Annotated in this window: 14 protein-coding genes; all 14 read right to left on the reverse strand. The window is 43.0% G+C overall.

The genetic code is table 11. The features are described 5' to 3' along the window. Window positions 1-474, reverse strand: a 474-nt coding sequence (locus RI501_RS13085) for a GH25 family lysozyme (RefSeq protein ID WP_313823461.1), incomplete at its 3' end; no start/stop codon positions are given. Beyond that, entirely contained in the window at window positions 467-895 is a 429-nt protein-coding gene (locus RI501_RS13090; protein ID WP_313823463.1) for a hypothetical protein, read from the reverse strand. The genes RI501_RS13085 and RI501_RS13090, both read right to left, overlap by 8 nt. Window positions 896-906: 11 nt before the next feature. Further along, window positions 907-1,362: a hypothetical protein gene (locus tag RI501_RS13095; RefSeq protein WP_313823465.1), complete on the reverse strand. Its 456-nt coding sequence runs from the start codon at window positions 1,360-1,362 to the stop codon at window positions 907-909. Next, the gene (locus tag RI501_RS13100; protein ID WP_313823467.1) at window positions 1,355-1,594 is read right to left on the reverse strand and encodes a hypothetical protein; all 240 of its coding nucleotides are present in this window, start codon (window positions 1,592-1,594) and stop codon (window positions 1,355-1,357) included. Before RI501_RS13100 ends, RI501_RS13095 begins: the two co-directional genes overlap by 8 nt. Continuing rightward, entirely contained in the window at window positions 1,584-2,822 is a 1,239-nt protein-coding gene (locus RI501_RS13105; protein WP_313823469.1) for a tail fiber domain-containing protein, read from the reverse strand. The genes RI501_RS13100 and RI501_RS13105 overlap by 11 nt, the downstream gene beginning before the upstream one ends. After that, entirely contained in the window at window positions 2,819-5,413 is a 2,595-nt protein-coding gene (locus RI501_RS13110) for a phage tail spike protein (protein ID WP_313823471.1), read from the reverse strand. Before RI501_RS13110 ends, RI501_RS13105 begins: the two co-directional genes overlap by 4 nt. A gap of 24 nt (window positions 5,414-5,437) precedes the next feature. Next, window positions 5,438-7,324 carry a distal tail protein Dit gene (locus RI501_RS13115; protein ID WP_313823473.1) on the reverse strand — a complete coding sequence of 629 codons (1,887 nt, stop codon included), beginning with the start codon at window positions 7,322-7,324 and terminating at the stop codon, window positions 5,438-5,440. Further along, window positions 7,311-11,789 (reverse strand): phage tail tape measure protein, encoded by a 4,479-nt coding sequence (locus RI501_RS13120; protein WP_313823475.1) that lies wholly within the window; start codon window positions 11,787-11,789, stop codon window positions 7,311-7,313. Before RI501_RS13120 ends, RI501_RS13115 begins: the two co-directional genes overlap by 14 nt. Before the next feature lie 218 nt (window positions 11,790-12,007). Beyond that, window positions 12,008-12,379, reverse strand: coding sequence for a phage tail tube assembly chaperone (locus RI501_RS13125; RefSeq protein WP_313823477.1), 372 nt, complete (start codon window positions 12,377-12,379; stop codon window positions 12,008-12,010). A gap of 106 nt (window positions 12,380-12,485) precedes the next feature. Next, window positions 12,486-13,103 carry a phage tail protein gene (locus RI501_RS13130; protein ID WP_313823479.1) on the reverse strand — a complete coding sequence of 206 codons (618 nt, stop codon included), beginning with the start codon at window positions 13,101-13,103 and terminating at the stop codon, window positions 12,486-12,488. A gap of 3 nt (window positions 13,104-13,106) precedes the next feature. Further along, window positions 13,107-13,505 carry a DUF806 family protein gene (locus tag RI501_RS13135; RefSeq protein WP_313823481.1) on the reverse strand — a complete coding sequence of 133 codons (399 nt, stop codon included), beginning with the start codon at window positions 13,503-13,505 and terminating at the stop codon, window positions 13,107-13,109. Beyond that, on the reverse strand, window positions 13,489-13,908 hold the full coding sequence (locus tag RI501_RS13140; RefSeq protein WP_313823483.1) for an HK97-gp10 family putative phage morphogenesis protein: 420 nt from the start codon (window positions 13,906-13,908) through the stop codon (window positions 13,489-13,491). The genes RI501_RS13135 and RI501_RS13140 overlap by 17 nt, the downstream gene beginning before the upstream one ends. Then, entirely contained in the window at window positions 13,901-14,257 is a 357-nt protein-coding gene (locus tag RI501_RS13145) for a phage head closure protein (RefSeq protein ID WP_208873558.1), read from the reverse strand. The genes RI501_RS13140 and RI501_RS13145 overlap by 8 nt, the downstream gene beginning before the upstream one ends. Further along, the gene (locus tag RI501_RS13150) at window positions 14,241-14,567 is read right to left on the reverse strand and encodes a head-tail connector protein (RefSeq protein WP_313823487.1); all 327 of its coding nucleotides are present in this window, start codon (window positions 14,565-14,567) and stop codon (window positions 14,241-14,243) included. The genes RI501_RS13145 and RI501_RS13150 overlap by 17 nt, the downstream gene beginning before the upstream one ends. Between the last annotated feature and the right edge of the window lie 2 nt (window positions 14,568-14,569).

The following is a 14,569-nucleotide window of genomic DNA, read 5'->3' on the forward strand; positions in this document are numbered from 1 at the left end:
CCCCGGTTGACTGACACCATAAGCCGCCACCCAGATTGTCTTATTTACTAACTGGGACCGATTAATTCGGCCAGCATTGAACCAGCTACCTGATCCGTACGTAACCACATTCTTGTACCCGTGACTAATCAGGTACCGAAGGAAGACATTAACCTGACTGGTCGTCTTCCGGGGTAAATCGGGTGCTTCAACATCAATGGCAAGTACCGTGGACTTATCTAATCCCATCTTCTTCACCCATGATAGAAAGTATTTAGCTTCAGCCGTTCCTCGACCGTGGAAGAAGTGGTAAACCCCAACGGTATCGAATACTTTGAATCCATTGGCAATCTGGTTGCCAGCCTTGGGATTGAGATACCCCGTACCTTCGGTTAACTTGACAATAATACCTTTTGCTCCCCACTTCTTGAGCCGCTTCATGTAAGCCAAGGAATCGGATTGGTACGAGGATAGATCAACAATTTTATTAGTCATTGCTGTCAGTCCCTTCTGATGGGGTCATGACCTCCGTTGGTGCTGGGGTAACTACTGGGGCATGATTATCCCCACCGGCCACCTTGTAAGCTTGGTAGGCCTTCTCAACCAGTCCTGAGATAGTTTGAACGTCTAAGTCGAAACCGTTGTCTGTCAACTGGGAGTTAACGAAGCGGATTGCTTCCTTCTTCCGGTCAGACAGAGATAAGCCAGCCATAACCGCCATTTCTGGAACAATGGTATTCGCCAAGTTTAAGCCAAATTCTAAGCCTTGCTTGACGTGGGTATTCTTCTCCGTCTGAACCTTACGAGTTAAGAGTGGCTTTACCAGCTTATAAACAGCGGGAATTAACACCATTAAGAAGGCGAATACTCCCGCATTATTAAGCCAATTGAACACATCTGTAATTTCTTTGAACATTATTTTTCCTCCTAATTTTGAGTAGCACTCATCAAATTATCCGTGATGGTAAAGCCTTGGGGGTCACCACTCGGAAAAATGGCAGTGTAAGTGGTCGTATCAGTTGTTGAGGTAGTGGTATCGGCGGTTGAGCCATCATCAGTTAAGCCTTCTTGACTACCGGGAGTAATCAGACTGGATAAGGTCACCCAGACTTCAATCAGATAGTCATCGGGTACTAGGGCATTCATAACCTCGGCATCAACCGGCATGGTAACCAATCCGGCTAATGGTTGCTTAATTGTAGCCATATCAATCGACTTATCGAATACATATCCGGTATCGTTGGCAACTTTTACATCAATTGTTTTAGCATTAGTTAGGTCGAATGCTGAACCGTCTTGGGTAATCGCCAAGTTGAAACTGGCTGTGGTATCTAGGTATTTAACCTCATTGTTACCGTCATTGAAGTACAGTTCCTTACTCACTGGTACCGCCTCCTAGGGCATTCGTGGCTTCAGTTTTTAATCGTGTTAAGACCAGTTGTTTGAATCCAGCCCATGAATCAGTATCTTTTGCCGCTTGCTGGGCTTTTGCCGTATCTTCTTGAGACGCATCAAATTCACCATAAATGATATGTTGCGTTTTTGTAAAAGTGTAAGTGTATTTAATATGAGTTGAGCCATCTGTATTTAAACTTGTAAATAAACTATTTAGCATTGTTAACCTTCCTTTCAAGTTGGGTAACTCGTTGAGACAACTGGTCGTTCCTCTTAGACAATTCTTGCAGTGCGGCCATAGTCATTGAAAGTGCATTAGATTCATTGAATCCTGTTTCGTCCCCCACTTGAGTAATCAAATCAATAGGTACGCTATATTGTTTATTACCAAGTTCATTGACGTCATCAATAATTGGACCAACATGAATCTTGCTATTGTCATCATCTTTATATTGCCACCGCTTAATGTTAGTAGCATTAATTTTTGCTAACGCAGCAGCTGTTGAAATATCAGATATACTACGTTTACTTGAAAGTGTACTTTTAATGGTGTGCCCATGTGATACGATATCCCCGGCATGAATGTCGATAGTGTTATCAGCTTTATTATGAAAATAGATGACACCGCCTGAAGTTGGGGAAATACTACAATTGTGTTTGTAGCCATCGTTTCGGCCACCCGCTTTAATCCCATCTAACGAATTGAGTTCTCCACCGACGAATACCTCGCCATCAGAATTAAGGTGGGTTTGTTTGATGTCGTTCCACGTGGTACCAATAACTATTCCAGTCGAATCAATATCAACACGTCTAAATAGTTCAGAACTTGGGTCAAGTTGGGAGGTTTCTCTAACTTTAATATCATTTGGACCAATATAAGTTGCATCATAGTGTCCATTATTATTATTTTGGGCATTCATGTGCATTAAGCCATGATTAAAATTAACACCCATGCCTTGTGACACCTTGCCACTCCAAGTTCGAGGATTATGACCGGCATCACCATCAAATTCTCCTGTAGTCCCATCACCTGAATCTGATCCAACATCAAGCGTTAGATTTTTGGCAAAAACCTCAACAGAATTTAGTGTACCGGAATTAACAGTACCTAAATTTGCTGTTAAAGCAGACAACTGTTTAACGCTTAGTGCCTGCTGGTCCCACCTTTTATTTTGCCAAGTCGTCCCATCATATATATACATTCCCGTGGCGGTCCCGGTATAACCCGATGAATCCGTCACTATCCAAAGGTCTCCTTTTTGATGATTGTTGGTATCTTCTACTTGACCAGGATCGTATATTGATTGAGTAATTTTGTCGTTAAGCATGGTATCAAAGTTTCCTGATACCTTTTTCAAATTGTCACTTGCATCCTGACCAGCCTTTTTAGCGTCTTGGGCTAACTTAGTTGCTTCGTTAATATCAACTGAACCCGTTGCAATAATCATCCTTCAACCACCTCCTGATAAGTCTCACCGTCATCAATATTGAAAGCAGAATCGTCATCACTGGCACTATCTGAGTCGTCAGTATCGTCAGGGATTACCACTGGTTCTTCTGCCTCGGTGTTTTCACCCTCATCTTCAGCTGGGTAAGTGACGGCTAAGTCCTTGCTATCGTCACGGATACCGATTGGAATTGACCATAAGCCAGAGTGACTAATCATGACGCTATGAGCCGCGTCTCGGTACTCGCTGACGTTGAAGCCGATTATTAACTGGTCATGCGCTAAGTCCGGGTATATCCCTTCTGGTTCAAAGTGACCACCATATTCAATTGGTACAGACAATTGAATATCCTGTGAAGGTTCAATTTGATAATTAAAAATGACTGACTGGGTAATGAGATTGATACACATGACTAGTCGGTCATCCTTATTATTGACGTCCCCAGCGGTAAAGAAGGCGTATGGGTATGCAATTGAGTTGGCTTGAATCGTATTATATGTGCCATCGTTGGTGACCCCACTTGGTACCGGATTCCAGCCGAAGTCCTGCAATTTGAAGCGAATAATGGGGAAATAATTACCGGTTTTTAAGTCGGAGATATTACATACTTCTACCGTGCCATCCATCTGACTTCCAATCCATAATCCATTGGTAAGGTCAACGTTAGGCCGGACGTATGTTTCCATCTCACACCATTTTGTAACCATACTGGAACCACTATTAATCACGGCATGAGGGGTGTATGGGAAGGTTGCTAACCATTTCTTTCCCCCGTTCAAATCCTTAATCTGGGAGTAAATCAGGTTGTTGGCTTCATCATAACCAAAGGAAGAACCATGTTGACCACCTTGTACAATCATGGAATCAATTAGTACCCCCTTAGCACTCCAATGTAGGTATTGGCAATCACTTAAATTGGACTGATTTTCCTTCCCCCTGTACGCGTAACTGGCAAGTACCTCACCATTGCTCATAACGTACGAGAATTGTAATGCCCCAACATGGTTGTTGCCAAACTCGTCAGGGTTACCGTCAGTTGTCTCCCACAGTTTATTGAAGGTACCATCAGCATTAGTACCGGTATCTATCCACATTTCTGATTCATCTTTAACGAATGAATCGTCAATTGATACCACTAAGCTACCAACGAATGGGGGAACAATGGTGGCTTCATAGCCGTCCTTAGCATGGTCTGCTTCCCACGTTAGATTGTGGGTACCGTCTTGTTGGATATACTCCCAGTGAAAAGCCGCGGCTGACAAGAAGGAGGTAACATTCTCACCTTCTATGAATAACCTTGCGATTACCCTTTTACTGGTCTCAGTATTCGTCCATGATTGACCCAGTGGGGTAATTAAGCTGATACTAGCAGCATTTTGGTTCTTTTTAGCGTCTTCAAACAGCTTGGCTACATGGTCATTCCACCGCTGTTCCATATTCTTGATGAAATTGGGAGTAACAACTGTAACCGTACTGAACTCACCAATGACTACCTTATTCTGAGTTGGGTCACTTTCAGAAGTCGTCCGTTGAATAACTCTGGCTTGCAAAGTTAATACTGGGGACATTGTCAGGTCGATTACCTTAATGGTATCGCCTAATTGGGCATCAAAATCGCTGGTTACATCTACGGAATAATTGACCCGCGGGTGGTTATATAGTCTGAGTGTCTTCAATCCCAATGATAGTAAGGCATCGGGTTCACTGACCGTAGAACTGGTAATGCTACCTTCTAACCAAGTGTTGGCGTCGTTGTTGTACAGGGAGTTCGCAGAGGCATCAGTGACAAAGTTACGACCACCGTTACCTTTAGCTGTACTGATTGAAGCTCCACCGGAACCATAGACGTACAGTTTGGTAATCAAGGTAGTATCGACCGTCTCTCGTTTAATGGACAGCATGTTGTCACCGTAAGTGATTCGTCTACCGGTATTCTGACCACGCTGATCGGATAATTCCAGAATGGTATCAACCACAATCCCAGAACTATCTAATTTCACGTATCCATCAGCTTCACAATCGTAAGTCGTCAGTATTGTTTGAAACAAAGCTTGAGAAGATGACTCACCATCAATGGAAAAATTTGAAAGTAGTCCAGAAGTTGCATTATTGACCAGCGTTATCCCAGTGCCAGCAATAATCCAGTTCATAGCCGCGGGTAAGGTACACTCTTTAATCTCTTTTTTAGTGGGAATTGTTTTCCCCAGTCGCCATATTAAGAGGTTAATAGCATCAGCTGAAATAAGGTTAGTTCCAGAGGTGTTATCCATGGTCTCATCAACGGTATATATTCGGTACACTCGCCAGCGGTCATTAGCTTGGTCATAAGCTGCTAAGTGATTGCCTACTCTAAGATATTGAGCCGCTGGACTGTCTGCTACCATAGTGAGACCGGTAAAGGTATCATTCCAACTCTTAGAATTAGCGTTGGGGTCAGACGTATTAGCTAGACTGGCTTCGGCAATACTGTCGTTTGAAGAATTATCATCGGCCAATTGTTGCTGAATAGTCTCACCCCAAAAAATATTTGTATCGGTTGTCGTATCTAAGGTGGCGACTCGTTTGAGGTTCTTATCAAGAATGACGTACACACGTCTTAACTCCTTTCTATTTAATTATTTGACGGCTGGCTTGTACTCCAACGTTATATCTGCATTGGCTGGGTCAGGAGTGAAGTGCATCTCTTGACTTACATCACCTTCAATCGAAGGGAAGGTAGATAGCCATGAGACATACTTATCAACATTTCTTCCATCCACTGTGACTGTATTATCAGCTGAATCTATTATGATTTCTTCACCAGCATGAGCAATCACATGAGGAATATCATCAGGGTCATCGCTACCATCAGAAGTGTATATTTTGAGGTCAGTCAGCGTTTCAAAGTCAGAATAATATCCAACTGGTGGTTTAACCAAGTCTTCTTTAATATCATGCTTCATGAATGTGGCCGCTACATTAGCCAAAGCAAATCCAAACTTGCCTGACTTGTCTAACTTCTCCGTGTGAATGTGGACCCTGTTAGTATTGTTTGGACTATAAGCTACTCCGCGGACAGGGTCCCATTCGTTAATCTCAGCCACCCAGTTGTCATACACCTTGCCACCAATGGTCTTCTTCTGACGTTCCAATGAGAACTCACCGAAGAAGTCTGAGTAAGCGTCCTTGTTCATGTACGTTGTCTCCATGACATAAGTCTTAATGGTTTTGGACTTAGTCCTAACCGTTGGCTTGGAAACCTTGGTAGATTTACTCTTTCCACCAGACTTTTTCTTAGTTGCCTTTTTCTTAGCCTTAGAAATAGTCTTAACCGTGACCTTCTTAGTTAAATGGACCTTTACATCATGATGATTTTGCCCATTAACTTTGCGTCCACCCTCGTTGTATAAAAGGGTGAGGTACTTGCCCCTATCATTGGTAGCATTGAAGGAACTTCCCAGCTGAATGTAACCACGGGGATACCGGCCATGTGCATAATCGTCAATACCCATTCGTCCACATACATTGCCATTAGCATCCAGCAGATAGCCTTCAACCTTACCCATGGCCCGCATGTTTTTCATTCGTTTGACATGATGAAACCGCATGGATACCTTCCAATAATTGCTAATCTTGGGAATACCTTGGTGGATAATAACGGGACCGTAAAAGTCTTTGTGCTTGCCAGTTGTACCCCAGTTGTAATGGCCTTTACTATCCTTGGCGACCATTAATGATGAGGCTGTAGCCGTTGCTTTACCATCATTTTCCCCACGATATACCTTAATTTCTTGGGTACCCTGACCAGCTTGAAACCATGTACTCATCGAGTTGCAAGGGTCGTGTACCTGCAATTCTTGGTGAGGCGTTAAGCTAGTGATATGACCGTTAGCATCAGTAACCGTTGAGCCATCGTCAACATGGTAACCAACTGCTACATATTGGTCTCCCAAGGTGTAACCAAAATAGTACAGATCAGTCTTGGGGATAATGTGAATCACTGGTTGAACAGTGGTATTGCCAGCTGGTGAAATAATCTGATCATTACTGGTGATATTAATATCCCGTTGAGGTAAGAATCCTCGTGGGTCAGCCAGCATGAACGTTAGTGTAGTGGTACAATCCTGAACCCCTTCGTTGATAAATGTTGGGGTAGGAATGGCGGTAAAGTGGCCATAATAGACTACCTCTGGCTGGTCGTTGAACCTTAATGGGTACTGAGTATCAGCATCATCATGGGTATTAATGAGGGCATTAGACAGATTGTTCAGTATCCGGTTGTAATCTTCCCGGTCAGTGGGGTACATGGTAATCGGAATATCTATCTGTTTTTCCCCATATGAATTGCCTAAAAAAACGCCCCCATATCGCCCAGGGACGTCTTGGAAGGATTCGGTTATCGTTGGGGCAATTGGCTTGGAGACATGGTTGACCAGAACTTCCAAATCCTTGTCGGAGTTGAAACCACCGGTACCATTCTCATCGAAGGCATAATCAAATGTGTTAACATCATTGAATGCCATTTACATTTCCCCTTCCTAAGTTTTTACTTAAACTTTTTCTCGTTTTTACTCGGTTATAACCACTGTAAACATCGTTAGCAGATACAATAGCTGGCATTGGATTCTGTTGGCCAGAGATTAATTCAGCCATCAATCCGATAATTTCTTTTCCTTGCTTAATCAATTCTGATAAATCGGTTGATTGAGCGGATTGGGCAGTGGATTGTTGTGGCTTATCCGTCTTAGCGAACTCTTTCATCGTTGAATCCATAATCTGGTATGCTCTAGCACGTTTGGTAATATCCCACGGAATGATGGATTCCGTCTTGTTACCTTCTGAGATGTGTGCCAACTTTTCAAATCGGCTAATACCACCATTAGCATATCTACGGTGACCACTAGGTCCCCAACCACCGGTATGAACATCACTCCGCCAGTTGCTGTCATTAAACATTGCTAATAATTGGTCGTAAGCTGATAGAATATTCTTGTGACCCTTAACAGCATAAGAACTGAAAGTGCTTGGAACAAATTGAAGCAATCCTTGGGCTAGGTGTCCACTGGCTGAATTAATATCATGAACTTTTTGAATAACTTTGGCATTCCCACCAGATTCGTGCATGATAACGCTCTTAATTGTAGCTAGTTCTCCAGCGCTGAGGTTGACGTGCATAGCTTTAGCGGCCTTTTCAATCATGGAAGCACCACCATAACTAGCTCCACCTGAACCTCCAATAGAACTAAACATGTTGGCTAATTTATCCATAAATTTAAAGAATCCTGAACCAACTTGGGACTTAATGCCCTTGATGTTAGAGGAACCTCCGTCTAAATCAACCATTGACCAGAGTGAGCTCCACCAATTACCCGCTTGTTTCTTAACTTTATTGAACATACCTTTGGTGATATCCTTAACAACGCCAGCACCGGCCTTAGTGTAATTGAACATGGAATTCAAACTCTTAATTGGGTGGGCGATAATCTTTTCAGCGGTGGTGAAGAACTTCTTCAATCCAGTTGCCTTCTTAACAAGCCAGCCAGATACATCACCAATGCCTGAGCCGATACCACTCATGAGACTTCCGAACCAATTAGAACTACCCTTGGCAAAGTGGATAATCCCTTGCATGTCCATTAATAGCTTGGTCTCAGAGGCGTTCAGAACCTCTGTACCGGCTGGTAACATGGTTTGGATATTTCTGCCTTGGACGATACCAGATTGACCGTTTGGAAGGAATACAGCCTCTTTATTACCCGTCTCAGGGGAATCATTGCCATCATTTAACACCGCCATGGTGGGCTTAGTGATTGCCCTACGGGTGCCCGAGAAGGCACCGGTACCAGTAGCAAAGTGTACATGACCAATATCGGAAATAGCTTTCTTTTTACCACCAAAAGTATGAATCACACCATCAACCAGATTGATACCTGAATTGATGATATTAATCATGTCGTTCATACCATTTGAAGCTAGCTTTTTAAGGTCTTTCCACAAGTGGGAGAAGATATGCTTAACGCCAGATACTAGGCTGGTCCATCCTTTTTTAAAACTCTTTTTGAATGCCCCTAACCAATGACCCATAGATGTTCCGAATCTCTTGGTATGCTTCAAGTCCTTGTTCCAATAGGAATGAAGCTTGGACCGCATTTTATTCCAATGGCTAGTCCAGGAGTGTGAGAATCTCTTTCTGAAACTATGGAAGTGTCTTCCCATTGACCCAAAGAAGGATTTAGTATTGTGTACAGAGGCATTCCAAGAGTGCTTTAATTTACGGCCAACCGCTGACCAGTGCTTATCCCAGCTCTTCTTGAATTTCCTCTTGAAACTATGGAAGTGTCTTCCCATTGAACCAAAGAAGGATTTAGTATTGTGTACAGAGGTATTCCAAGAGTGCTTTAATTTACGGCCAACCGCTGACCAGTGCTTATCCCAGCTCTTCTTGAATTTCCTCTTGAAACTATGGAAGTGTCTTCCCATTGAACCAAAGAAGGATTTAGTATTGTGTACAGAGGTATTCCAAGAGTGCTTTAATTTACGGCCAACCGCTGACCAGTGCTTATCCCAGCTCTTCTTGAATTTCCTCTTGAAACTATGGAAGTGTCTTCCCATTGAACCAAAGAAGGATTTAGTATTGTGTACAGAGGTATTCCAAGAGTGCTTTAATTTACGGCCAACCGCTGACCAGTGCTTATCCCAACTCTTCTTGAATCTGGACTTAAACTTGTTCCAATTTCTACCAATTCTATTGATACCATTCTTAACGGATTTACCAATATGGCCAGCCCATTTGCCAATTGATTTACCAAAGTGGACAACGGATTTTGCCGTCTTATTTACCCATTTTCTGAATGGCTTGATGTGCTTGTATGCCTCATAAAATGCTGCTCCTAGGGCACCAATTACAACAACTGCAATTCCAATCGGGTTAGCATCCATTGCAACATTCAGTAGCCATTGAACTGCGGTAAGTTTCTTGATAACTCCGATAGCCTCAGTAGTTGCGGCAACAAATCTGGCAATCTTTGATACAGCTAAAACACTACCAAAGGCAACGGCAAAGGCAGCGATTGTTTTGGTGTGTTTGGAAGCAAACTCGATAATCTTAAGGAATCCACTAGCAAGCTTGGATACACCACCAATCATCCAAGTAAGTCCCTTCTGGGTATCCTTATTATTGAAGGCTTTAGCCATATCTTGAGCCGCTCTAGTAATGACGGGTAAAAGCTTAGAACCAATCATAATTTCAAGCTGTTGGCCAGCCATCTTGAATCGCTCTACGTTCATCTTGGCATTATTCGAGTTCTTATTGGCCAATTTTTGGACGTACTCACCTTTTTTACCCGCATTGGTAACTTCATCAGTTAACTTTTTCAGGGACCCATCGTACTTAGTAAGTACCTGAGCCGCCTGCATACCGGTTTGCCCGAAAATTCGCTTAAAGATATCTGCTTTATCAGCACCACCAAGCTTCTTGGTATGCTCTTCGATAATTTTGAAGATTGCTGGTAGAGACTTTAAGTTGCCTTTAGCATCTTGGAAAATTTTGGTAGACTTAATGCCAATCTCTTTTAAGGCACCCATGGCCGTTTTCGTTGGGGACGCCAAGCTAGTAATTGTCTTACGTAGACCAGTACCGGCTTTATCAGCTTCCATACCATGGTTAGACAACTCCCCCATTGCCGCAGAAGTCTGCTCAATTGAAAATCCGGCATTTTTAGCCGTGTCCCCAACGTATTCCATGCCTTTTCCCAAACTGTGGAAATCTGTGGCTGTAACATCCGAAGCATATGCCAAGTCATTAACAACCCGTTTTGTATTCTTCACCATTTTAGCCGTGTTATTGGTCTTTATACCAAAGGCTTCGATTGCTTGTGAAGAAACCTTAATGACATCTTTAAAGTCGTCTCCGGAAGCCACGGAAGCTTGTAATTCTGACTTCATAACGGCGATAGCTTCGGCACCAGTATGACCACGCTTAATTAAGTCTTGGTACTGTTCAGCAATCTCTTTCTGGGCTACCCCATACTTAACGGAGTATTTAGCGCCATCTCGTTGCATCTTAGAGACTTGGGAAATAGCCTGACGTGCTTTCTCACCAGAAGTAACCAGCAAGTTTTTATTTACCTGGTACACCTTGTTTAAATTTGTGGCCTTTTTAGCACCAGCAATCGTCGCAGCACCCAAACTAGTTAAACCAGCTGCGGCCGTAATTGCGGCGCCTTTAAATGCTTGACCAATATTCGCAATCCTGTGTCTAGCTTTGGCCGCTCTATCTGACATCTTAGCCATACCATTACTCATGGTGCCATACTTACCGGCTAATCGGCCGATCTCAGTTTTCTGCTTAGCCATTGAGTCAGTTGTTTGATTAACCCGAACAAGTTGCTTATTGTAGGCTTCGCTGGCCCCACCAGAACTAGTCTTAAGCTTGGCTAACTCAGTTTGCTGGATTTTCAACTGATCCGAAAGGTTACGGTAGGAGTCCCGCAATCCATTAAGCTTAGCCCTACCAGCTTGAGCTTTATTTCCTTGATTCTCTAAAGCTTCTACATAAGACTTGGAGACTGACGTGAGTGACTTGTACCGTTCTTGCAAGTCAGCCAAGCCAGATTGATAATAGTCTACTGATTTTTTGGCACGGCCTTGTTGGGCAGCTAAGGACGACATCTTATTCTCAGCATTAGCTAAATCTTTAGAAAGCCGAGCATAGTTATCACTGCCCTTAGTCGTTGAAGTATCAAGGCTTGCTTGACGCTCTTTCAACTTATCAATTTTGGCTTGCAAAGCTTGCATGGTCTTGCCAAGGCCTTCATATTTAGCTTGTGCTGCGCCCAGGCTGTCCTTTGCAGACTTTAAGCTAATCTCATTAGCTTTCCATTCATTAGTGGTTGCTTTAATAGCGTTGTTCAGAGTTTTCAGACTAGAGGCCGCTGAGACAGTATCTAGCTTAACTTCGGTTGCCATTGTGTTTGATACTTTTGCCATTTATTAATTGCCCCCTCTTAGTCTGTTTACCATCGCCATTGGATCCTCAGCACGTTGATCCTTAGGCTTTGCTTGGTTGATCTTAATAAGTTCGTAATAGTCTTCCCCGTCCAACTGAGATGGCAATACCCCAGAATTAGCCATCATCTGTTGCTTGAAATAGGCTTGATCTTCTTGGGCATCTTCTAAGTCATGAATCAGAACGTTGAGGCGACCTATTACTTTTTTGGGCTTTCTTCGTCCTCATTTTCTTTCAAGGTTTCTTGCCATTGTTCATCAGTTAATCCTTGAATCCGTGCCAATACATAACTGATAAAGTTTGACAATTCGTCCATAGTGACGGCATTCATTACCGTGTCTAATTCTTTTTCTGATAACTTTAAAACAGCTTGAAGGAAGCTAGTCATGGCTGTAACCGCCTTTTGAGACTGTTCCATGACAGTTAGGGGGTCAGCTTCTGAATCCAATTGCATCTTGTCCATCTTCAACATCAAAATTTGAAGATTAGTGGCTTCATTGACAACCTTTACCGTTGTTTTTACTTCTGCTGATTTTTTCTTTAGTCCCAGTTTGCTGATATTAATTTTCATTTATTTTTTCCTTCTTATTTTTATTTTTGCCAAAGGTACTGGCTATGTAAAAAGCCACCCCATAAGGAGTGACTTAGAATGGTTCTATGGTTTTACTGTGGTTGGACTACTTGGCTGGGACGCTACTCGCCGCCTTATATCCACCGAATACTTCACTCATCATGGCCGCTTTATCGAAGCCTTCATCAGCGCTAGTCCAGATCTTGTATGGTTGGCCACCAAATACATCAGCCTTCAATGGGTCCAATCCTTGGTAAGTCAGTGTGGTATTAGCATCGGTTTCATTGTTGTTGTCGGTACCGTGCTTCATACCAGCTTCGATTAGTTGCCCATTGGCAAACCCTTCATAAATATCCACACCACCATATGAACGAGAGTGGACTAACATCGCAACGTGAGGCTTAGGCAGTTGACGTGTCCAGCCGCCCTTACCGTCGTTAACGAACCCCTTTAACTTCTGCAAAATATCAAAGTTAATATCCAAGAACTCGAGGGAAACTTTAGGTTCCATTGAGCCATTCGACACTCGCTTAGGGCCGTCATTGGCATAACCGATTGTACCATCGGCTTCCAATCCGGTTACATCAGCTTGGGTAGCACCTTCTGCGTCCCCATCCACCAAGTAAATACCAGTGGTAGAAATTCCCTTTGTAGCATCTGCAATAAGGGCACCTGCTGAATCAATTAACCCAAAGGTGACGTCTTTTACACCATGTGTACTCATTAATTAATTACCTCTTTTTATTTTTATATTTTTAAATACGGAAAATGTGGCTGTGACTTGTTCAGTATCTGGATCAACTACGTTGGGGTAGCGAGTAGCGATAATCCACCCATTATCATCAAGCAAGTTCATCAGTTCCAGCTGTGCATCTAATACGTTGATCGCAACTGTTTTAGAAAAGAAAATCTGCACTTGAATTGACGCGCTAAGCTCAGAAAAAGTATCGTTTTTATATCCAGAAAGCGGTTCAGAAACACTAGTAATTAGCGCTAACGTCTTTGAACCACTTTTGTCAACAGTATTCGGTATGTTTTCTGGATATAAACCATCTATCCAGGAGGGTTTATTTGCTTTGATAATCTCGTAAACTTGAATCACCGGAAGTTTAATGAGGATCACCACCCGTCAATGCCTTGTACTTGGCATATTCAGCAGCTAAAACCTTATCTTTGCTTGACTGAATGGCCGTATCAATGAAATGGTCGCCTTTAATATGCACCGTTCCATTATTGAGAAATAACGCGATTCTGGCGTGATTAATCGGATCCTTCTCAAAACCTACCGTTGAGTTTCCCGTCATATAACCGTCGACATCGTGATCATCAGCAACCACTGCATCCGCTAAATGCTTAACATGGCTCGTGTCCCGGCCATAACGATAATGTTTAGACTTGGTAGCCTGAAAATAACTATCCCGTAGTTGATCAGCGCCAGCCTTAGTAATCACTTGTTGCTGTGCTTTATTTGGCACCTTCTTTTTAACTTGTGAAAAGTAATGCTGTAATTGCTCATCTAAGCTAGCCATGCTTAGTCACCACCCGATGACACGTGATTAGGTCAAAGCCCTCATTTTGTAAGCCGTCATCGGCCGCAATACTGTCAATCTTGTACAGATCCGATCCACGTTGAACTTGCAGCGTCTCATTAACGGCCGGATTATGGCGAATAAAAAAGACCACTGCATTAGTGATCCCAGCTCCGGCTATGGTTAACTGCTGTTGCACATTCAACGACCACTGGCCCGCCCAACAGCTGAAATCTGCTGAAAATTGTTGAATTGGCGTGCCAGTATTCGGGTTAATCTCGCCAGTATCGGCATCATGGCCAAAAGCGATACGGAAAGTCATTCGTGAAGGATTAATTGCTTTGGTCATCAGTGATCGCCTCCATTTTCAGATCATAGAGCCCTCTCAGTTGCCCAATGATTGAATCAACCGGAAGATCAATACTAATTGCCGTGGTTGGAACCAATGAACTGCGATAATTATAGTAGGCCGAGGCCAATGCCAGCACAGCTGTATTAAACAAATCAATCACACTGGCATCATCATAAAAGGCATCCGATTCCGTGCCGACTGCCTGTTTAATATAATTCTCAGCCGTATTTAAATATCCGTTTAAAAGCCTATCATCGGCATCACTATCTAATCGAAGCGATAGTTTTAAATCGTCTAGTGTTGGCATTT

Origin of the sequence: Levilactobacillus zymae, from assembly GCF_032190635.1 — a bacterium.
GTDB lineage: Bacteria > Bacillota > Bacilli > Lactobacillales > Lactobacillaceae > Levilactobacillus > Levilactobacillus zymae_A.